Here is a 20340-nt window from a genome sequence, read left to right on the forward strand (position 1 = left end):
CCCGGATTCGGCATCACGACCCGGCGACGTCACTAGTGTTGAACTCAACGCCACTAGAGTGAACGCAACACTGTGGGATCGATGAGGACTCCCGGCCCTGCGCGTGGCCGCTGACGAGAGGGGGCCGAAGTGATCGGCCGGATGGGCATCGACGACATCCAACCATTGGTCTCCGCAGGGCAATACCCTGCCAAATGCGTTGTCGGAGAATTGATCCCGATCAGCGCGACCGCGTGGCGAGAGGGACACGACGCGCTCGGGGTCACCCTGCACGTCGAAACGCCCTACCGCACCTCGTTCGACGTCCGCATGTCGCCCGCGACGGAACCCGATGCCTTCAACGCGGCCATCGTTCCCGACGCCGTCGGCTACTGGACCTTCCGCATCGAGGCGTGGAGTGATCCGTACGCGACGTGGCGGTCGGCGGTCACCAAGAAGATCGACGCCGGTCAGGGCGCGGAGGATCTCGCCAACGACCTCGAGACCGGTGCGCGGATTCTCGGCGAAGCGGCGCAACAGGTCGACGGTACCGACCGCCAGTTGTTGCTCGACGCCGTCGACTCACTTCGCTCGAGGCGCAGACGCGTCGAGAATCGCGTGGGAATCGCGTTGTCCGACGAGGTCGTCGACCTTCTCGACGCACATCCCGTGCGTGAACTCGTGACCAAGAGTCGTAATCTGCGGATCTGGACCGACCGACGCCGCGCGCTCTACGGATCGTGGTACGAGATGTTCCCGCGATCGACGGGCGGCTGGGACAACGACGGCAACCCCGTGCACGGCACGTTCCTGACCGCAGCTCAAGATCTCTCGCGCATCGCCGACATGGGATTCGATGTGGTCTACCTGCCACCGATCCACCCGATCGGCGAGGTCAATCGCAAGGGGCCCAACAACACGTTGGTCGCGGCACCGAACGACGTCGGGTCGCCGTGGGCGATCGGGTCGGCGCAGGGTGGTCACGACGCGATCCACCCACAGCTCGGCTCGCAGGAGGATTTCGAGTATTTCCTCTCTCGCGCAAGCGAACTCGGCATGGAGGTCGCGCTCGATCTGGCCCTGCAGACCGCCCCCGACCATCCGTGGGCGACCGAGCATCCCGACTGGTTCACCACCCTGCCGGACGGCACGATCGCCTATGCCGAGAATCCGCCGAAGAAGTACCAGGACATCTACCCACTGAACTTCGACAACGATCGCAACGGCATCTACCGCGCGGTACTCGAAGTGGTGCTCGCGTGGAACAAGTTGGGCGTCAAGATCTTTCGCGTCGACAACCCGCACACCAAGCCACCGAACTTCTGGGAGTGGCTGATCACCGAGGTCAAAAAGCGCGACCCCGACGTGCTGTTCCTCGCCGAGGCATTCACCAGACCTGCACTACTCTATGGCCTTGCACGCCTTGGTTTCACACAGTCCTACACCTACTTCACCTGGAAGACCGCGAAGTGGGAACTCGAGGAGTTCGGCCGCGAGATCGCCGCGCACGCCGACGAGTCGCGCCCCAACCTCTTCGTCAATACCCCCGACATCTTGCACGAGAGCCTGCAGCACGGCGGACCGGGCATGTTCGCGCTACGCGCGGCACTGGCCGCCACCTTGTCGCCGACCTGGGGTGTCTACAGCGGCTATGAGCTGTACGAGCACCTGCCCGTGCGCGAGGGCAGCGAGGAGTACCTCAACTCCGAGAAGTACGAACTCCGCCCACGCGACTACAAGGGAGCCGCGAGCCGTGGCGAGTCACTCGAACCATGGATCACCTCACTCAATGCGATCCGCCGACGCCATCCGGCCCTGCAGCAGTTGCGCGACATCACCTTTCACCACCTCGACAACCCGGCACTGATCGCCTACTCCAAGCTCGACCCGGTGTCAGGTGATCGTGTCGTCGTGGTGGTCAACATCAATCCGTTCGGTGCCGAGGAGTCGACGCTGTGGCTCGACATGCCCGCACTCGGATTCGACTGGCAGGAGCGCTTCGTCGGCACAGATGAGGTCTCCGGTGAGGAATTCGGTTGGGGCCAGGCGAATTACGTACGACTCGAACCGTGGCGCGCCGTCGCACACATCGTCGCCCTTCCACCCCTGAGTCCCGACGCCGCCCGCCGACTCTCCTACCGAATCCAGTGAGCACACCGTGACCAGCACGCAGCCCGATCCCTTCGCTTCCGACCACGACCTCCGACGTCTGATGGCGACGACGCATCCCGACCCGCACTCGTTCCTCGGCGCCCACGACGCCCCCGGGGGTAACACGATCCTGCGGACACTGCGTCCCAATGCGATCTCGGTATCGGCGGTGATCGGCGGCGTCGACTATCCGATGCACCATCAGACCGATGACCTGTTCGTCGTCACCGTGCCGATCACCGACCTCATCGACTACCGCTATCGAGTCGTCTACCCCGACGGGCACGGCGGCACAACAGAATTCGTCGTTGCCGACGGTTATCGGTTCCTCCCGAGCATCGGTGAGCTCGATCTGCATCTGTTCTCCGAGGGCAGGCACGAGGAGCTCTGGAAGGTTCTCGGCGCGCACACCGTCGTCTACACCACGCCAGACGGCGACGTGCCCGGCACGACGTTCTCGGTGTGGGCACCCAACGCGCACGGCGTCGTCGTGATCGGTGATTTCGACGGCTGGAGCGGACGGTCGACGCCCATGCGGTCAATGGGGCCATCGGGCGTGTGGGAGTTGTTCATCCCCGACGTCGGCGAGGGCACGCTGTACAAGTTTCGCATCCACGGCGCCGACGGCACCCTCCACGACAAGGCCGACCCGATGGCCAGGCGCACGGAGGTTCCGCCCGCCACCGCGTCGGTGGTCACGCATTCGGACTTCGTCTGGTCCGACGACGACTGGATCGACCGTCGGATCGAGAGCGAGCCGACACGTGAACCGATGAGCGTGTACGAGGTGCATCTGGGTTCATGGCGCAAGGGGCTCGACTATCGCGAACTCGCTGAGCAACTCGGCTCCTACGTGATCGAGAAGGGCTTCACCCACGTCGAGTTCCTGCCCGTCGCGGAACACCCGTTCGGTGGCTCGTGGGGATATCAGGTCACGTCGTACTACGCGCCGACAGCCCGCTTCGGCAAACCCGACGACTTCCGGTACCTCGTCGACCATCTGCATTCGTTGGGAATCTCGGTGCTCATCGACTGGGTCCCCGCACACTTCCCCAAGGACGAATGGGCGCTGGCCCGCTTCGACGGCACACCACTCTACGAGAACGCCGACCCGATGCGGGGCGAGCAGCTCGACTGGGGCACATACGTTTTCGACTTCGGTCGACGCGAAGTGCGCAACTTCCTTGTCGCCAACGCACTCTATTGGATCGACGAATTCCACGTCGACGGACTGCGCGTCGACGCGGTGGCATCGATGCTCTACCTCGATTACTCGCGGCCGGCGGGCGGCTGGCGGCCGAACATCTACGGCGGCAGAGAGAATCTCGAAGCCGTGCAGTTCCTGCAGGAGACCAACGCGACGGTCCACAAGCTCTTCCCCGGTGCGGTGACCGTCGCCGAGGAGTCGACGGCCTGGCCCGGCGTGACACGCATGACCGACCTCGGCGGACTGGGTTTCAGCCTCAAATGGAACATGGGCTGGATGCACGACACGCTGGGCTATCTGGGGCGCGACCAGATCCACCGCAGCTTCCATCACCACGAGATCACGTTCTCGCTGATGTACGCGTGGAGTGAGAACTTCGTGCTCCCGCTCTCACACGACGAGGTGGTGCACGGCAAGGGCACGCTGTGGAGCCGGATGCCCGGCGACTCCTGGACGAAAGCCGCAGGCGTGCGGGTGTTCCTCGCGTACCAGTGGTCGCACCCCGGAAAGCAACTGCTGTTCATGGGCCAGGAGTTCGGTCAGACCGCCGAGTGGGCCGACAACCGCAGCTTGGACTGGTATCAGCTACAAGGCTGGGAAGGCGAACTGCACCAGGGGATCTCGGCGCTGACCACCGATCTCAATCGCGTCTACCGCGAGCGTCCCGCCCTGTTCACGCAAGACACCGAGCCCCAGGGCTACGAGTGGATCGACGCGAACGACACCGCGAACAACGTCATCAGCTTCCTGCGATGGGGTTCCGACGGCTCGGTGGTGGCGTGCCTGTTCAATTTCTCCGGTGCAGACCGCAGCGACTACCGAGTGGGACTTCCCCGCGCCGGTACCTGGACCGAGATCCTCAACACCGACGCCGCCGCGTACAGCGGCGCGGGTAAGGGCAATCTGGGTGCGGTGCAGGCCGACGGCGAGGGCTGGCACGGGAGGCCGGTCTCGGCGTCGGTCACGATTCCTGCCAACTCGGCGATCTGGCTCGCACCGGCCTAGTGCCGGGTCTGTGCGCCACAACCGGCTCAGAACAGCGCGGCAGCCAGCTTTCGACGAGCGGCCACCACGAACGGCTCGGCCGGGTCGAACAGCTCGAACAGCTCGAGCAGTCGGGTCCGTGCACGGGTCCGGTCGTCGCCGGAGGTCACCTTCACAACGTCGATGATGCGCGCAAACGCTCCCTCCGGATCCTGACCGAGCAGCAGGACGTCCGCGGCCGCGAGTTGGGCGTCGACGTCTGTCGCGGCGGCATTCTCGACGATCGCTGGGTCATGAGCCTGGGCACGGAGCATGAAGTCGAGGTTGCGCACCAACGATGCGGCCTCGACGTTGTCGGGCTCGGCCTCGGCGATGGCGCGGTAGTCGGCGAGCGCACCGTCGAAGTCGCCCGCGTTCATCTTGTCCTCGGCGGCGACCATGCGCGGATCGTCGGCGATCTCCTGCTCTGCCTCGGGGGCAGGAGCCCCAGCGAGCGCACCGCCGACCTGGGCGAGGATCTGATCGATCCAGTCGACGATCTCGGCCTCCGGACGCGCGCCATTGAAAGCGGCGACGGGCTGACCGGCGGCGAGTGCGACAACCGTCGGAATCGACTGCACACCGAAGGCCTGCGCGATCTGCGGGTTCGCGTCGACATCGATCTTGGCGAGGACCCAGGCGCCGCCAGAGGCGTTGGCGAGCTTCTCCAACACCGGCGACAACTGCTTACACGGACCGCACCACTCCGCCCAGAGGTCGACCAGGACAAGCTGTCTCGTCGAGCGGGCGAGGACCTCGGTCTCGAAGGTCGCGTCCGTCACGTCGATCACGTTGCCGCCGGTCGGCGCCGCTCCAGCGCTGGGCCGCTGGGCTGCCGCGGCGGGTTGACGCGCCTGCGCTCGTTGCGCCTCGGCCTTCTCCTTCAGTGCGGAGAGGTCGACTGCACCTGACATGGCAACTGTCGCGGCGGCTTGCTGACGTGCTGCGGCGGCGGCCTGGGTGCGTGCTGCATTTCCCTGAGGCCTGGGGGTCGGTCGTGTCACCCCTCTAGTGTGTCACGGACGGCCCGACCACTCACCGGTCGTACGACCGGCGCTGCCACCAACGCGAAGACCAGCGCGCCGATTGCGGGTGTCAGGCCGACCGACACCCCCGAGTGACCCGCGATGAACCCGACGATCGCGGGTCCCGACAGCATCCCGATGTAGCCGCAGCCGACGACGGTAGAGATGGCACGTCCGCTCGACGACGTCGTGAGATTGCCTGCAGCCGTGAAGATCTGCGGGATCAGCCCGGCGAGACCGACGCCGAAGATGGTCCAGCCGACGATCGCGATGACCGGTTCGGGAGCGAGAATCGCCAAGGTGATTCCACAGATGCCGAGCGCCGAACCCACCCGCACCACCCAGACGGGGCCGAGCCGCCCAGCGATCGGGTCGATGCCGAAGCGGGCGATCGTCATCGCGGCACTGAACGCCCCGAACGCCACAGCGCCGACCGCGTCACGCGTACCGAAATCTTCGACGATCTGCAGCGCACTCCAGTCATATGCCGTTCCCTCGGCCAGCATGAGTGCGAACGCCACGGCCGCGAGGATTGCCAGTCGACGCAGGTCCAGTCCATGCCACCAACGCGCGCCTGTCGTCGACGCATCGTCGTCTGTCGACCCACCTGCCGCCGACGCCGAGGCCGAGGCCGCTTCGACCAATCCCCCACCGTCAGGCGCGACGAGCGAGCGGGCACACACCGCGACCAGCACCAACCCGAGTAGCGCCGACACCCCGACAGTCGCGACGACGCCGACCTGCGCCCACAACGTCGCGGCGACGACGAGCGACCCGGCAAGGCCGCCGAGCGAGAAGAATCCGTGAAACGACGACATGATCGGTCGGCGATACGCCCGTTCAACCGCGACGGCCTGGGCGTTCATCGAGACGTCGAGGCTTCCGTTGACGAACCCGAAGAGCACGAGCGCGACGGCGAGCTGACCGGTATTCGACGCCACCGCGGGCCCGATCATGACCGGACACAGCAGCGTAGCCGCGACCAAAGTCGTGGTGCGCGAACCGAATCTGTCGAGAGCATGCCCGCTGACCTGCATGCCGACGAACGCCGAGCCGCCGAGCAACAGCAGCAGCCCGCCGAGCTGCTCGTGCGAGGTGCCGGTGTGGGCGGTGATGACGGGAATGTGGGCCACCCACAGCGCTGCGAGAAAGCCGTTCAGGAAGAAGATCGCCGAGACCGCACCGCGCGCACTCGTCAGCGTGGATCGTCGAGCAGGCGCGCGGGCCGAGTCAGGACAGATGTCGCATCACCCGGTCGACCTTGCCGGTCAGTTCGTCGGTGTGGCCGGGGCGGACGTCGGCCTTGATGACGAGGCCCACACGCGGGGCGAGTTCGCCGACCGCGTCGGTGGCGCGTTTGATCACGTCCATCACCGCATCCCAGTCACCCTCGATGTAGGTGAACATCGCGGTGGTCTGGTGTGGAAGACCTGATTCGCGCACCACCCGCACGGCCGCCGCGACGGCTTCGCTCATGCCTCCGTCGTCACCGACGGCGTCGCCACCCGACGGCGTGAGACTGAATGCGGCGATCATGGTCGGCTCCTCTGCAAGTGATGCGGAATCGGAAGCGACCAGGGTCGCTTACCGGGACGTCATGCCGCGTACTGGGGCGTCGACTCGGCGTCGACCTGCCCCGACAGCTCGGCCAGGTGCCCGTTGCGGCGTGCCCACCACTCGAACACCAGCGTGCCGAACGGCGGGATGCTGGAGATCAGCGCGAGCGCGGTAACCGAGAGGCTCCACCGCAACGACACCGCGGTGACGATCGAGATCAGAACGAAGACGACGAAGACGATGCCGTGCACCATGCCGGGAACCGCGACGGCCTCGGTGTACCCGAGCACCCACTTGAAGAACATCGCCACCAACAGCGCGGCCCAGGTGATTGCCTCGAGTACGGCGACGAACCGGAAACGCTTGGCCGGGGTGGACAGGTCGAAGAATTGCCTCATATAACCCATTGTGCCTGACACGGATGCCTACTACGACAGGGCGTAGTAGGCATCCGTGATCACGAACGTGGTGAAGTTTCCTCAGGCCTTGGGCACGCGAATGATGAGCGCGTCACCCTGACCGCCCGCGCCGCAGAGCGCAGCAACACCGACGCCCCCGCCCCGACGCTGCAGTTCCAGCGCGAGGTGCAGCGTGATGCGTGCTCCGGACGTCCCGATGGGATGGCCGATCGCGATGGCCCCACCGTTGACGTTGACGATGTCGGGGTTGATGCCGAGCGCCTTGGTCGAGGCCAGTCCGACCGCGGCGAACGCCTCGTTGATCTCAACGAGGTCGAGATCGGCTGGCGTGATTCCCGCTCGCGCACAAGCCTTTTCGATGGCGTTGGCCGGCTGGAGCTGCAGCGAGGAGTCGGGGCCCGCAACCACTCCGTGCGGACCGATCTCGGCGAGCGGGGTCAGGCCGAGTTCTGCGGCCTTCGCCTTGCTCATCACGACGACGGCGGCGCCGCCGTCGGAGATCTGTGACGAGTTGCCCGCGGTGATGGTGCCGTCCTTGCGGAATGCCGGGCGCAGTCCCGCGAGAGTATCGGCAGTGGTGTCGGCGCGAATACCCTCGTCCTCGGAGAATTCGATCGGGTCGCCCTTGCGCTGCGGGATGCTCACGGGAACGACCTCGTCGGCGAAGAGTCCGTTCTTCCACGCGGTCGCGGCGAGCTGGTGGCTACGCGCGGCGAACTCGTCCTGCTCGGCGCGGGTGAAGCCATCGGTGTCGTTGCCCTGCTCGGTCAGCGCACCCATCGGCTGATCGGTGAAGGCGTCGTAGAGGCCGTCGAATGCGGTGTGGTCCACGAGCTCGGTGTTGCCGTACTTGAATCCGCTGCGGCTTCCCGGCAGCAGGTGCGGCGCCTGGGTCATGGACTCCTGGCCACCGGCCACGACGCACTCGAACTCACCGGCACGGATGAGCTGGTCGGCCAGCGCGATCGAGTCGATGCCGGACAAGCACATCTTGTTGATGGTCAGCGCGGGAACGTCCCACCCGATTCCGGCTTTCACCGATGTCTGGCGTGCGGGCATCTGTCCCGCGCCTGCGGTGAGCACCTGGCCCATGATCACGTAGTCGACAGCCGACGCCGGGACGCCTCCGCGTTCGAGCGCAGCCTTGATGGCGATCGCACCGAGATCGACACCGCTGAAACCCTTCAGCGAGCCGAGGAGCCGACCGAACGGCGTGCGCGCGCCGGCGACGATCACCGACGTCGCCTGATCTGTTGCCGGGGACATGAGGACCTCCAAGTACTGGGCAGCGACCAACCGAGCGGTCGCTCTGTTCGTATGACGCCTTAAACGTTACCTTTATCGCATGACGCCCTCATCATCCGTGCCCCCCGTCGAATCGGCAGTTGCATCTGATTCCGAAACCGCAGCCGCGGTCGGCTCCGCCGGCGCGACGGCACTCATCTCCGACCTTGTGGTGGCCATCGACCACGTCGGTATCGCGGTGCCCGATCTCGACGCCGCGAAGCAGTGGTACGCCGACCATCTGGGCTTCGTCACCCTGCACCAGGAGAAGAACGAGGAGCAGGGCGTCGAGGAGGCGATGATCGGACCCGCGGACTCGGGCACAGGCGCGGTCATCCAACTGCTCGCACCGGCGTCCGAGTCGTCGACGATCGCCAAGTTCCTCGATCGCAATGGACCAGGCTTGCAGCAGCTCGCCGTACGGGTCACCGACGTCGACGAGGTGGTGTCCCGCCTGACGTCCGCAGGGGTCCGCGTTCTGTATCCGGAGGCGCGACGCGGCACGGCCGACTCGCGAATCAACTTCGTTCATCCGAAGGATGCTGGCGGCGTGCTGCTCGAGCTCGTCGAACCCGCGGCCGACCACAGCGCTTCGACGCACTGACCCGCGCACTTCCGCGTCCACGGCAAATATTTGCCGAGGCGCACACGCGCTCGTACCAGACACAGCACCGCCACAGCACGGCCGACTAGACTGTCGAACCATGTCGAGCCAGGCTCCGAGGCAGCAACTCCCGTTCGCCGTCGTCATGCGCGGATACGATCGCGAGCAGGTCGCCGAGCGTTTCCGACGCATCGACGCCGACCTGCGAGTCCTCGCCGCCGACCGCGACGCCGCGACCGCCAACGCGCAAGAACTCGCCGCGCATCTGCACGAGGCCCGCGCGACGATCGAGGAACTCCGCCGCGAGGTCGACACCCTGTCTGTGCCACCCACGACGGCCCAGGGCATGAGCGAACGATTGAGTCGCATGCTGCAGCTCGCGTCCGACGAGGCGTCGGAGATGCGCGCAGAAGCAGGCGCCGAGGCCGCCGAGACGGTGTCGGTGGCGCGTCAGGAAGCAGCGGAACTCGGCAAGAACTCACGTGAAGATGCCGACCGAATCCTGTCCGAGGCACAGGCCAGGGCTGAATCGATCGTGGCTGACGCCGAGAACAAGGCGTCCGGCATCGTCGCCGAGGCGGAACAGCACGCATCTGACCTACGCACCGACGCGGAGTCGATCCACGCCAAGGCAAAGGCCGACGCCGCGGAGTCGGACCGGTTGTGCAGCGAACGCGCAGCGGCGATGGAAGCCGAGCACACGGCGACGATGAACGCGGCACGTACCCAGGCCTCCCAACTGGTCGCCAAGGCTCATGCGGACGCCGACGAACTGGCGCGACAGAGCAAGCAGACGCGCACCGAGGAACGCCGCCACCACGACATGACCCTCGCCGAGGAGCGTCGACAAGCATTGGCCGAGGCCAAGCAGATTCGCGACACCGCCCGCGACATCGCCATCGAGCGACTGGCGGGCGCCCGCAATCTCTCGGCGAAGGCCGACGACGCGCGCACGCAGGTCCTTGAGGAGTTCGAGGAGATCCGCAAGAAGCTCAACGAGATCCAGCGCGAGTTCGACACGTTCCCCGACACGCTGCGTCCTGCCGAAGACATCGACTACACGTCGTTGTCGGATGCCGACGACTCCGAACTGCTCAACCGGATACTGTCCGAGCGCGCCCGCTTCAGCACGGGCGACTGACGCCGCGGCGCCTCAGAACAACCGGAACTCGGTACTCTCCGCTCCCCGCAGAGCGTCGTAATCCAGGACGACGCAACGGATTCCGCGGTCGGTCGCCAGCGTGCGCGCCTGTGGTTTGATCTGCTGGGCCGCGAAGACGCCACTGACGGGTGCGAGCAACGGATCGCGGTTGAGGAGTTCGAGGTAACGGGTCAGTTGTTCGACGCCGTCGATCTCGCCGCGACGTTTGATCTCGACGGCGACGGTCGCACCCTGCGCATCCCTGCACAGAATGTCGACGGGCCCGATTGCCGTCATGTACTCGCGCCTGATCAGCGTGTGACCGGGTCCGAGCGTCTCGACGTGCTCGGCGAGCAACTCCTGCAGGTGCGCCTCGACGCCGTCCTTGACCAGGCCGGGATCGATGCCCAGTTCATGCGACGAGTCGTGCTCTATCGACGCGAGCGTGATGCGCAGCTCCTCGCCGGCCTTGTTGGTCACCACCCAGTACGCCTCGACCGACTCATGCAGCGCTGCGACCTCGTCGGGAACCTGCGCCTCGGTCAACCAGCAGGGCGGACTCATCCAGTTCAGCGGTTTGTAGGCGCGATCGTCGGCATGCACGCTCACCGAGCCGTCGGACTTGATGAGCAGCAACCGTTTGGCCATGGGCAGATGAGCCGTCAGTCGGCCGACGTAGTCCACTTGGCATTCCGCGATCACCAGACGCACACCGGGCAGCTTATCGGCCGCGCGCGTTGACCAACACGACCCCCGACCCCCGGCGAGCCACCACGGCGCCGCGTCAGGCGTTGCGGTAGTGCTTCAGCAGGAACTGTTCGGCGTCGTCGACGGCGTCGGCCATGGACGAGTGCACGTGCGGGAGCGTGGGATCGAGTCCCTGCAACTGGGCCGGTACGGCGAGGTTGTGGACGAAGGAGTCCGACCGGTGTCGCTCGACACTCGCGCGCACCTCGCCGTCGGGGTCGACGAGAATGATGCGTTTACCGTTGTCGTCGGCCGAGTTCTTGACGGCGAGCATCATCGTGCGGGCAACCGGATCGATCACCCCGACACGCGAGATCTCGATGATCACGACGTCGACACGCTCGATGTCCTCCTCGACGCGCCGCAGTGCGCTCTCCGCGCTGCCGAACGTCAGGTCGCCCTGCAACTCGTACACTCGGACACGGTCGCGGCAGGTGCGCAGGAAGCTGCGCTCCTCCTCCGTCCAGTCGTCGCCGACGGAGAAGTCGGCGATGTCGTAGGTCGCTCTGATCGCGACCCGGTTCTCGCGGGTCACGTTGAACATGTGGAGCCCGAGGTCGGTCGACAGGTGCTCGCACGTGTCGACGCCGCGCACGCTGTTGCCGTGCTCATCAAGTCGAGGCGAGTAGACACCGATGCCCAGCTGGCCGGGCAGCACCGCCAGGATGCCGCCTCCCACACCACTTTTCGCAGGCATTCCGACTGCCGTCACCCAGTCGCCCGCGGCGTCGTACATGCCGCACGTGGTCATCACGCTCAGCAACCGCTGTGCGACCTCCTGGCTGAACACTCGCCGTCCCGTGCGCGGGTTGGCCCCACCGCAGGCGATCGTCGTACCCATGACGGCGAGGTCGCTGGTGGTGACATCGATCGCGCACTGACGAAAATAGAGCGCGATCGCGGCGTCGGGGTGGGTGTCGAGTCCGCCGAAGCTGTCGAGCATGTAGGCGATCGCGCGGTTACGCGACCCAGTCGCCGCCTCCGACTCGAAGACGCTCTCGTTCAGGGTCAACTGTCGTCCCGCGCATGCCGAGTAGAAGGCGAGGATCTCCTCGAAGGTCTTCTCCACGACATCGGGATCGACGTCGCGAACCGGCGGAAGGAGCAACGACGATGCGACGATCGCACCCGCGTTGATCATCGCGTTCTTGGGACGCCGGCGCGAGTCGACGCTGATCTGGTTGAACGCCTCACCCGACGGCTCGACACCGATCTTCGCGTCGACCTCCGTCGGGCCCAATCGGCTCAGCGCCATCGCGTAGGTCAGCGGCTTGGACACCGACTGGATGGTGAACGCGGTCCCCGAGTCACCGAGCGAGTAGAGATAGCCGTCGTGCATGGCGACCGAGAGCCCGTAGCCGTCGGGATCAACCGCCGCGAGTTCGGGGATGTAGTCGGCCACCTCCCCCGTCCGATCGTCCACGCAGTCGGACATGATCTTGCGAAGGTAGCCATCCACATGCGAAATCGTCACGCACCGACCGTAACCCGCGGAGGTTCACGGGTCGAGGATTCACCGGTCGAGTGACCGCGCCGAGTCGTCGACAGACGTGATGTCGACGCCTGGGGCGAACCGGTACGGATTCGCGCTGAGCACGCCGCCGAGACTCCTTCGCAGACGCGACATCTCGGCACGCACGGTCACGGTGCGGTCGTCGGTGCCGAAGAGTTGCTCCGACATCGCGGCTGCACTCAACCCGTCGGGGTGGGCGGCGAGCAACGCCAGAATCTCCGCGTGCCGCGGCGACGGACGGTGGGTCCACGAGCCCGTCGCGCCCGATACCCGCACTGTCGGCGGGTGATCGCCTGCGAGATCGAGTTCGACGAGTGTCGTCGTCGGGTCGCGGTCGTCGGCGACGCGCACGAGCCATCCACCGGGCAACGGTTCGAACTCGCACGCGCCCAGCGCGTGCAACCACGCGCGCCCGGGTTGCGGGCTTCGCGGTAGTGCCAGTCGCGAGCACGGTGCAACCGAGTCGACCGCCGCCACCCAACCGTCGGCGTCGACGGCGAGCGCAGGCCCGGACGAACGCGCGAGGATCGGAGCCGCGATCGCCCTCAGCTCGTCGAGCCTGCGTCGATGATGTTCGCGCAGTTGAGATTCGGCGAGTTTCGCAACTGCACTCACGAGCGCCAGCGTCGTCGGGTGAATGGTTGCGGCAGGGCCACTGACGTCGACGACGCCGAGCACCGCATCCGTTCTCGGGTCGCGGATCGGCGCACCCGTGCACGTCCAGGTGTGGTGTGTTCGAACGAAGTGCTCGGCGGAGAAAACCTGCACGGGGCCTCCGGACATCAACGCGGTTCCAATGGCGTTGGTGCCGACGGACCGCTCTCCCCAATCCGCGCCCTCGACGAATCCGAGACGATCTGCCCGGTGCAACACGCGGGTCTGACCTCCGCGCCAGAGGACGTGTCCCGCGGCGTCGGCGATCACGAGAATGTTGTCGCCGTCGGCGATCACGGCGTCGAGTCCGCCGGTCAGATCGTCGAGAACGAGTGTCAGCGGCGACTGTGCACGACGCGCCTCGAGGTCTGCGGCACCGATGAGATTCTCCGCGCTGCCGCGCTCCGGGTCGACACCCGCGTGCAGGACTCGTCGCCAGGACTCGCCGATCACGTCGCGCGGACGCGCCGGCGGGCGATTGCCCGACATCGCGGCGTCGTACACGGCGGCGAGGACGGCGGCATAGTGCCGCGGGTCGTCGCCCGCGCCGACTGCGGGCTCGCCCGCTCTGGCTGGTGATGTAGCGGTCATCACCAGAGATTGTGCTCCCGATCACAGTCGGACCGCAAAGAACTCCGCGGATGCAACCCGCTGCAACCCTTGCCCACCCCACCCACTCCCGAGTGTGCTGTGCATCACACCCGCCGGGCCCAACGGACCGGCAGAGATGAGGAGAAGCAATGACTCAGACGCTTGAACCCCATACGTCCACGCCGACCACCGGACGAGACGAGACGACCCATCGGACACCGGCCGAACGCGTCGACCGCTGGCTCGCCGACTTCGAATCGGCACTTCGATCACGCGACATCGCCGCGGCGACCTCGATGTTCGCGACCGACTGCTACTGGCGTGACCTCGTGGCCTTCACGTGGAATCTCAAAACCGTCGAGGGGCGCGAGCAGCTCGCGGACATGCTCACAGCGCGCCTCGACGACACCGACCCGGAGTCGTTCACCGCCACCGAGACCCCGACCGAGGACGACGGCGTGGTGACCGCGTTTCTCGAGTTCGAGACCGCAACGGGTCGCGGCGAAGGCTTACTGCGGCTCCGACGGACGGCCGACGGTGACGACGACCGCGACGAGGCCTGGACACTGCTCACCACCCTCCAGGAACTGACGGGGTACGAGGAGCGCCGCGGCGCGAGCAGAGTGCTGGGCGCGGTACACGGGTCCGAGCCCGACGCACGGTCGTGGGCCGAACGCCGCGAGGCCGAGGAGGCGGAGCTCGGTCGATCGAGCCAGCCCTATGTGCTCGTCGTCGGCGGCGGCCAGGGTGGCATCGCGCTCGGTGCGCGGCTGCGGCAACTCGGCGTTCCGTCGATCGTCGTCGACAGTCACGACCGACCGGGCGACCAGTGGCGCGGACGGTACAAGACGCTGTGTCTGCACGATCCGGTCTGGTACGACCACCTGCCCTACCTCCCCTTCCCCGAGAACTGGCCCGTCTTCGCGCCCAAGGACAAAATCGGCGACTGGCTCGAGTTCTATACGCGCGTCATGGAGGTTCCCTATTGGTCGAAGACCACCTGCACGTCGGCGAGCTACGACGAGCAGGCCGGACACTGGACCGTCGAGGTCGATCGCGACGGGGAGCACCTCACACTCACCCCGACCCAGCTCGTCCTCGCGACCGGAATGTCGGGCAAGCCCAACGTCCCGTCCTTCTCCGGCCAGGACGTGTTCGCCGGCGAGCAGCACCACTCGAGTCAGCACCCGGGACCCGACGGCTTCGCGGGCAAACGCGTCGTCGTGGTCGGTGCCAACAACTCGGCACACGACATCTGTAAAGCGTTGGTGGAGAACGGGATCGACACCACGATGATCCAGCGATCGTCGACACACATCGTGAAGTCGGACTCACTCATGGAGATCGGCCTCGGTGCGCTCTACAGCGAGCAGGCAGTGGCGTCGGGCATGACGACGAAGAAGGCCGACCTCACGTTCGCCTCGCTGCCCTACCGGATCATGCACGAGTTCCAGATCCCGCTCTACGACCAGATCCGTGAGCGCGACAAGGACTTCTACGCTCGGCTTGAAGCTGCGGGATTCGACCTCGACTTCGGCGACGACGACTCGGGACTGTTCATGAAGTACCTGCGTCGCGGCTCGGGCTACTACATTGACGTCGGTGCGTGCGAGCTGGTCGCCGACGGCACCATCAAGCTCGCTCACGGACAGGTCGATCACCTCACCGAGAACTCCGTGGTGCTCGCCGACGGCACAGAGCTTCCGGCAGACGTCGTGGTCTACGCAACCGGGTACGGCTCGATGAACGGATGGGCGGCCGACCTGATCGGTCAGGATGTCGCCGATCGGGTGGGCAAGGTGTGGGGACTCGGCTCCGACACCACCAAGGACCCCGGGCCATGGGAGGGCGAGCAACGCAACATGTGGAAGCCGACCCAACAGCCGGGCCTGTGGTTCCACGGCGGCAACCTGCACCAGTCCCGCCACTACTCGCTGTACCTCGCGCTGCAACTCAAGGCGCGTTTCGAGGGCATCGACACCCCCGTCTACGACCTGCAGGAGGTCCACCACCTGAGCTGACGAGTCGTCGAGTCCCTCCGTTTGACTGGCCAGAATGTCCTGCGTACCTCTTGGGCGCAGGACATTCTGGCCAGTGCGCCCGGAAGTGGCCCAGCGCACAGTGAGTCCACTGCCGTGAATCTCGAACCGCTCGTACCCTGCTGGCGCCACCCTCCCGAGCCGACCGAACGGAGCGCATCACCATGACCAACCCCAGGCCCAACCTGCTGGTCGCCTACCTCGCAACCCCCGGCGGCGAGGATGCACTGGCCTTGGGCGCACAGTTGGCCCAATCCTTCGACGCCGACCTGAAGATCTGTCTGGTGGTGCCGCCGTCCACACCGGCCGAACAGGCCGTGGCGCCGGGCGACTTCCAGGAGATCCTGGACAGACAGGCCGCGACCTGGCTCGACGAAGCGCTGCGCACATTGCCCGACGGTGTCGACGGCGAAGGCTATGTCGCCGAGTATGAGAACGCCGCGGAGGGCCTGTCGATCGAGGCGACACGGCTGAACTCGTCGATGATCGTCGTCGGCGGGTCCGGAGGCGGAATCCTCGGGCGTCACACGCTCGGTTCCGTTGTGACCGATCTCGTGCACACCTCGGGCACCCCGGTTGCGGTGACTCCCCGGGGCCTACGCGAAATCGTCTCGCCGGTTACGCGCATCACGTGCGCGGTGGGTCGACGACCGGGCGTCGAAGCGCTGTTGCAGGCGGCGACGCGGGCGTGCACGGCCGCCGACGTCCCGCTCCGATTGTTGTCGCTGCTGCCCGTCGACGACGGCCTCTCGAGCGATCCGACGAAGGATTCCGAGGCCCGCCGCGTGGTGAACGAGCACCTCGAACGCACTGTCGCCGCAGCGCGTGCCGACCTGCCGGACGGGCATCCGGTCACCACCGCCATCGCGACCGGCAAGACCGTCGAAGATGCTGCGGCGTCGCTGGATTGGGAACCGGGCGACCTCATCTATGTCGGTTCGAGCCGACTCGCGCAGCCATTCCACCTGTTCCTCGGGTCCACCGCGGCCAAGATGCTGCGGGTGCTCGCCGTTCCCATGATCGTCGTCCCCCGCGGCGCCTGACACCGGAGATCTGCAGAGATGAGTTCGTCCCCATCGTCGCCAACCGAATCGCCCGACCCTGCGCCGTCCACCCCGAGCACGTCCGACCCGAACACGTCTGACCCAGGCGCGTCGAACCCTGTCACCATCGAAACGAACAGCAAGGGACTCGCGTCGGGGAAGGTAGGGGTGTTCTCGGGCGCCGTCCTCGGGATTTCGACGGTGGCCCCCGGCTACACGCTCACCGCGAGCATCGGACTGATCGTCGCGGCGGTCGGCCTCAAGATGCCCGCGATCTTCATCGCCGGTTTCATCCCGATGTTCCTCACCGCATACGCCTACCGGGAACTCAACAAGGACACCCCCGACTGCGGAGCGTCGTTCACCTGGTCCACCAAGGCATTCGGACCGTACGTGGGCTGGATGTGCGGCTGGGGAATGGTCGTGGCGACCATCATCGTGTTGTCGAATCTCGCGGCGATCGGCGTGCAGTTCTTCTACCTGATCATCGCCCAGATCTTCGACAAGCCGTCGATCGCCGATCTCGGCACCAACAAGCTCGTGAACATCGTGACGACGCTGGTGCTCCTCGCGATAGCCACGTGGGTATCGATGCGCGGGATCACCACGAGCGAACGACTTCAGTACGTACTGGTCGGTTTTCAGCTCATCGTGTTGTTCGCGTTCGCCATCATCGCGTTCGTCAAAGTCGCCGACGGATCCGCGCCCGCGGGACTACATTTCGACATCGACTGGTTCAATCCGTTTACCGGGCTGACCATCTCCGCCTTCGCGGTCGGGCTCACCGGATCGATCTTCGCCTTCTGGGGTTGGGACACCTGCCTCACGCTCGGCGAGGAATCCAAAGATCCCAAACGCACCCCGGGGCGTGCCGGGCTGCTGTGCGTGATGTCGATCCTCCTCACCTATCTGCTCGTGGCGGTCGCGGTGATGATGTATGCGGGCGTCGGCACCGACGGGGTCGGGTTGGGCAACGAGAACAACGCCGAGAATGTCTTTGGCGCACTGGCCGATCCGATCCTGGGACGATGGGGCGGCGTCCTGCTGTTCGCCGCAATCCTGGTCTCGTCGATCGCCAGCCTGCAGACAACCTTCCTGCCTGTCGCGCGCACCATGCTCGCCATGGGCAGCTACGGAGCTTTTCCGAAGAAGGTCGCCGAGATCAGCCCGCGCTTCCTGTCACCGTCGTTCGCGGCGCTCGTCGCCGGCATCGTCACAGCGGTCTTCTACACGGCGGTGACACTCCTGTCCGAGCGCACTTTGATCGACACCATCGCAGCGCTGGGCATCATGATCTGCTGGTACTACGGCATCACGGCGTTCGCGTGCGTCTGGTACATCCGTCGCGAGCTCTTCTCATCCGTGCACAACTTCTTCTTCAAGTTCTTGTTCCCGCTGTTGGGCGGTGCCGCACTGATCGTGGTGTTCGTCATCTCGGTCGGCGAGAGCATGAATCCCGACAACGGTAGTGGCGCTTCGATATTCGGCGTCGGACTTGTCTTCTACATCGGTTTCGGATTGCTGGTGCTCGGACTCTTCGTGATGCTCTACCTACGCATGCGACAGCCGGCGTTCTTCCGGGGCGAAACGCTTCCCCGCTCGCTGCCCGTCTCGTCGGACGCAGACAGCGGCTAGGTGTCGAGAGCGGTCACAGGGTGACGGCGCTGTGCACGGCGATGTCGCTCTCGACGAGCAACTCCGTGGTGTGCGCGATGTGATCGCGCAGCGCGGTCACTGCGCCGTCGGCGTCGCGCGCGAGCGCCAACTCCATCATTCGACGATGCTCGCCGTCGAGATCGCGATTCTTCTCCCGACCCAGGGGCTGCGACCACCGGCGATAGAGCTCGGCCTCGTCGCGCAGCCCGTTGGCCAACTGTAGGAGCTTCTTGTTCCCACACCCGTCGAGCAGTGCGCGGTGAAACGCCGCGTGCGCCAAGGCCCAGTCATCGGTCACGCGGACCGGATCGTCGTCGGTGAGGTAGCGCGTACCGACCATACGGTGATGAGCAGCGACGACCGATGACTCCCATGCGAGGTCGCCGTCGCCGATGGCACGGCCGAACACCAGTCCCTCGAGTTCGAGGCGCGCGTCTGTCAGCTCACGTAGACGAGGAATGGAAATCTCGGTGACCGCGTACCCGACGTTGGGTTCGTTGGTGACGAGCCCCTCCAGTGACAACCGAGTGAGTGCCTCGCGAATCACACTCATGCTCGCATCACATTCCGCGGCGAGCGCCCCGAACTTCAGTCGGTCCCCCGGCAGATAACGGCCGCCGAGGATCTCGCCGCGCAACTGCGCGTAGACGAGGTCGCCTCGCGTCTGCTTCGCCTTCGCTGTTGCCATGGTCACAACCATAACCCACTTTTATCCGCATCAGTGTCTGATCGACATATTTTCGAAAATAACCTGCACTGACGAATATGAGGGAGTAGACCAGAGGTCAGTGACTGTGACACCGATCACCTCCTGGCATCGATGCGCAGCAATACGAGGAAGTGAGCGATCATGCGTCTGGGAGTTCTCGAGAAGCGCGCTGTGCTGGTCGACAGCGGACACCGGCTGGCAATCGACGTCGCCGAGGCCAGCGACGGACGGTTCGGTCCGTCGATCACCGCGATCTACGACGTCTGGGACGATTTCGCCGCCTGGGCTCGTGACATCGACCCCACCAACGGCAGCGTCTTCGATGCCACGCTGGAGAATCCGATTCCCGAGCCCGCGCAGGTCTTCGCCATCGGCCTCAACTACGCCGAGCACGCAGCGGAGTCGAAGTACGACGTCCCCGACTTCCCGCCCGTGTTCACCAAGTACCGCACGTCGCTTGCCGGTCCGGTCGGCGTCGTCGAATTGACGGGCCCCAAGATCGACTGGGAGGTCGAGTTGGTCGCGGTGATCGGCCGTGCGGCGCATCGTGTCAGCGAAGCGGACGGTTGGGATCATGTTGCGGGACTGACCATCGGCCAGGACATCTCCGACCGCGAAACCCAATTCAACGCGCACCCACCGCAGTTCAGTCTCGGCAAGTCGTACCCGGGGTACGCCCCGATGGGACCGGTCGTCGTCACGCCGGACGAGTTCGCCGACCGCGACGACCTCGAACTCAGCTGCGACGTCAACGGAGAACAGATGCAGAAGGGCCGGACGTCGGAGATGATCTTCTCTGTCCCGCAACTGGTCTCGCGTCTATCGCACATCACGCCGCTCCTCCCGGGCGACATCATCTTCACGGGCACACCATCCGGCGTCGGCATGGGCAGAACGCCGCAGCGATTCCTCACCGACGGCGATGTCCTCACCTCTCGGATCGCCGACATCGGCGAGATCGAGCAGCGTTTCGTCGCCACGGCAGAGACGCGGTGATC

General features: G+C 65.8%; 17 protein-coding genes. 8 read left to right on the forward strand and 9 right to left on the reverse strand.

Annotated features, from left to right (window positions below; genetic code table 11):
* The first annotated feature begins 129 nt into the window (after positions 1-129).
* Positions 130-2130: a maltotransferase domain-containing protein gene (locus A5766_RS19955; protein ID WP_005201712.1), complete on the forward strand. Its 2001-nt coding sequence runs from the start codon at positions 130-132 to the stop codon at positions 2128-2130.
* A gap of 7 nt (positions 2131-2137) precedes the next feature.
* The gene (gene glgB / locus A5766_RS19960; RefSeq protein ID WP_005201714.1) at positions 2138-4342 is read left to right on the forward strand and encodes a 1,4-alpha-glucan branching protein GlgB; all 2205 of its coding nucleotides are present in this window, start codon (positions 2138-2140) and stop codon (positions 4340-4342) included.
* 26 nt (positions 4343-4368) lie between these two features.
* Here the strand turns inward: glgB and trxA are convergent, their stop codons facing one another.
* The 5 genes from trxA to A5766_RS19985 all read right to left on the reverse strand — a co-directional run bounded on the left by trxA (position 4369) and on the right by A5766_RS19985 (position 8627).
* On the reverse strand, positions 4369-5274 hold the full coding sequence (gene trxA, locus A5766_RS19965; RefSeq protein WP_005201716.1) for a thioredoxin: 906 nt from the start codon (positions 5272-5274) through the stop codon (positions 4369-4371).
* Between the two features lie 86 nt (positions 5275-5360).
* Positions 5361-6584, reverse strand: a complete 1224-nt coding sequence (locus A5766_RS19970; RefSeq protein ID WP_156527531.1) for an MFS transporter — start codon at positions 6582-6584, stop codon at positions 5361-5363.
* A gap of 31 nt (positions 6585-6615) precedes the next feature.
* A complete protein-coding gene (locus A5766_RS19975; RefSeq protein ID WP_005201720.1) occupies positions 6616-6921 on the reverse strand; it encodes a thiamine-binding protein in 306 nt (101 codons plus the stop codon).
* Positions 6922-6980: 59 nt separating this feature from the next.
* Complete coding sequence (locus tag A5766_RS19980; RefSeq protein WP_039854076.1) at positions 6981-7349, reverse strand: DUF3817 domain-containing protein; 369 nt, start codon at positions 7347-7349, stop codon at positions 6981-6983.
* Positions 7350-7421: 72 nt separating this feature from the next.
* On the reverse strand, positions 7422-8627 hold the full coding sequence (locus A5766_RS19985) for an acetyl-CoA C-acetyltransferase (protein WP_005201725.1): 1206 nt from the start codon (positions 8625-8627) through the stop codon (positions 7422-7424).
* Positions 8628-8706: 79 nt separating this feature from the next.
* On the opposite strand from A5766_RS19985, the gene mce reads away from it, so the two are divergent.
* Together mce and A5766_RS19995 are read left to right on the forward strand one after the other, a co-directional pair.
* Entirely contained in the window at positions 8707-9249 is a 543-nt protein-coding gene (mce, locus tag A5766_RS19990; protein WP_005201727.1) for a methylmalonyl-CoA epimerase, read from the forward strand.
* A gap of 100 nt (positions 9250-9349) precedes the next feature.
* Positions 9350-10390, forward strand: coding sequence for a hypothetical protein (locus tag A5766_RS19995; RefSeq protein WP_005201729.1), 1041 nt, complete (start codon positions 9350-9352; stop codon positions 10388-10390).
* 12 nt (positions 10391-10402) lie between these two features.
* On the opposite strand, the gene nucS is transcribed toward A5766_RS19995, so the two are convergent.
* The 3 genes from nucS to A5766_RS20010 all read right to left on the reverse strand — a co-directional run bounded on the left by nucS (position 10403) and on the right by A5766_RS20010 (position 13895).
* Positions 10403-11101 (reverse strand): endonuclease NucS, encoded by a 699-nt coding sequence (gene nucS, locus A5766_RS20000; RefSeq protein WP_005201730.1) that lies wholly within the window; start codon positions 11099-11101, stop codon positions 10403-10405.
* Between the two features lie 73 nt (positions 11102-11174).
* Positions 11175-12611, reverse strand: coding sequence for a glutaminase A (gene glsA, locus A5766_RS20005; RefSeq protein WP_039854079.1), 1437 nt, complete (start codon positions 12609-12611; stop codon positions 11175-11177).
* Positions 12612-12650: 39 nt separating this feature from the next.
* Positions 12651-13895, reverse strand: coding sequence for a helix-turn-helix domain-containing protein (locus A5766_RS20010; RefSeq protein WP_039854082.1), 1245 nt, complete (start codon positions 13893-13895; stop codon positions 12651-12653).
* Between the two features lie 149 nt (positions 13896-14044).
* Between A5766_RS20010 and A5766_RS20015 the strand changes: the two genes are divergently transcribed.
* The 3 genes from A5766_RS20015 to A5766_RS20025 all read left to right on the forward strand — a co-directional run bounded on the left by A5766_RS20015 (position 14045) and on the right by A5766_RS20025 (position 18612).
* Positions 14045-15916: an NAD(P)/FAD-dependent oxidoreductase gene (locus A5766_RS20015; RefSeq protein ID WP_005201734.1), complete on the forward strand. Its 1872-nt coding sequence runs from the start codon at positions 14045-14047 to the stop codon at positions 15914-15916.
* A 182-nt stretch (positions 15917-16098) separates the two neighbouring features.
* Entirely contained in the window at positions 16099-16977 is an 879-nt protein-coding gene (locus A5766_RS20020; protein ID WP_005201735.1) for a universal stress protein, read from the forward strand.
* Between the two features lie 18 nt (positions 16978-16995).
* Positions 16996-18612: an APC family permease gene (locus A5766_RS20025; RefSeq protein WP_005201736.1), complete on the forward strand. Its 1617-nt coding sequence runs from the start codon at positions 16996-16998 to the stop codon at positions 18610-18612.
* A 13-nt stretch (positions 18613-18625) separates the two neighbouring features.
* Here the strand turns inward: A5766_RS20025 and A5766_RS20030 are convergent, their stop codons facing one another.
* Complete coding sequence (locus tag A5766_RS20030; RefSeq protein ID WP_039854092.1) at positions 18626-19321, reverse strand: GntR family transcriptional regulator; 696 nt, start codon at positions 19319-19321, stop codon at positions 18626-18628.
* Positions 19322-19483: 162 nt separating this feature from the next.
* Between A5766_RS20030 and A5766_RS20035 the strand changes: the two genes are divergently transcribed.
* Entirely contained in the window at positions 19484-20338 is an 855-nt protein-coding gene (locus A5766_RS20035; protein WP_005201739.1) for a fumarylacetoacetate hydrolase family protein, read from the forward strand.
* The last annotated feature ends 2 nt before the right edge of the window (positions 20339-20340 follow it).

Origin of the sequence: Gordonia sp. 852002-51296_SCH5728562-b (assembly GCF_001665475.1) — a bacterium.
Taxonomy (GTDB): domain Bacteria; phylum Actinomycetota; class Actinomycetes; order Mycobacteriales; family Mycobacteriaceae; genus Gordonia; species Gordonia sputi.

Bases quoted from the DNA above. Each gene is read 5' to 3' on its own strand.
- A5766_RS20015 (WP_005201734.1), top strand. From the start codon at position 14,045: ATGACTCAGACGCTTGAACCCCATACGTCCACGCCGACCACCGGACGA.
- A5766_RS20020 (WP_005201735.1), top strand. From the start codon at position 16,099: ATGACCAACCCCAGGCCCAACCTGCTGGTCGCCTACCTCGCAACCCCC.
- A5766_RS20035 (WP_005201739.1), top strand. From the start codon at position 19,484: ATGCGTCTGGGAGTTCTCGAGAAGCGCGCTGTGCTGGTCGACAGCGGA.
- trxA (WP_005201716.1), bottom strand. From the start codon at position 5,274: ATGTCAGGTGCAGTCGACCTCTCCGCACTGAAGGAGAAGGCCGAGGCG.
- A5766_RS19995 (WP_005201729.1), top strand. From the start codon at position 9,350: ATGTCGAGCCAGGCTCCGAGGCAGCAACTCCCGTTCGCCGTCGTCATG.
- A5766_RS19985 (WP_005201725.1), bottom strand. From the start codon at position 8,627: ATGTCCCCGGCAACAGATCAGGCGACGTCGGTGATCGTCGCCGGCGCG.
- A5766_RS19975 (WP_005201720.1), bottom strand. From the start codon at position 6,921: ATGATCGCCGCATTCAGTCTCACGCCGTCGGGTGGCGACGCCGTCGGT.
- A5766_RS20010 (WP_039854082.1), bottom strand. From the start codon at position 13,895: ATGACCGCTACATCACCAGCCAGAGCGGGCGAGCCCGCAGTCGGCGCG.
- A5766_RS20025 (WP_005201736.1), top strand. From the start codon at position 16,996: ATGAGTTCGTCCCCATCGTCGCCAACCGAATCGCCCGACCCTGCGCCG.
- mce (WP_005201727.1), top strand. From the start codon at position 8,707: ATGACGCCCTCATCATCCGTGCCCCCCGTCGAATCGGCAGTTGCATCT.
- A5766_RS20030 (WP_039854092.1), bottom strand. From the start codon at position 19,321: ATGGCAACAGCGAAGGCGAAGCAGACGCGAGGCGACCTCGTCTACGCG.
- A5766_RS19980 (WP_039854076.1), bottom strand. From the start codon at position 7,349: ATGGGTTATATGAGGCAATTCTTCGACCTGTCCACCCCGGCCAAGCGT.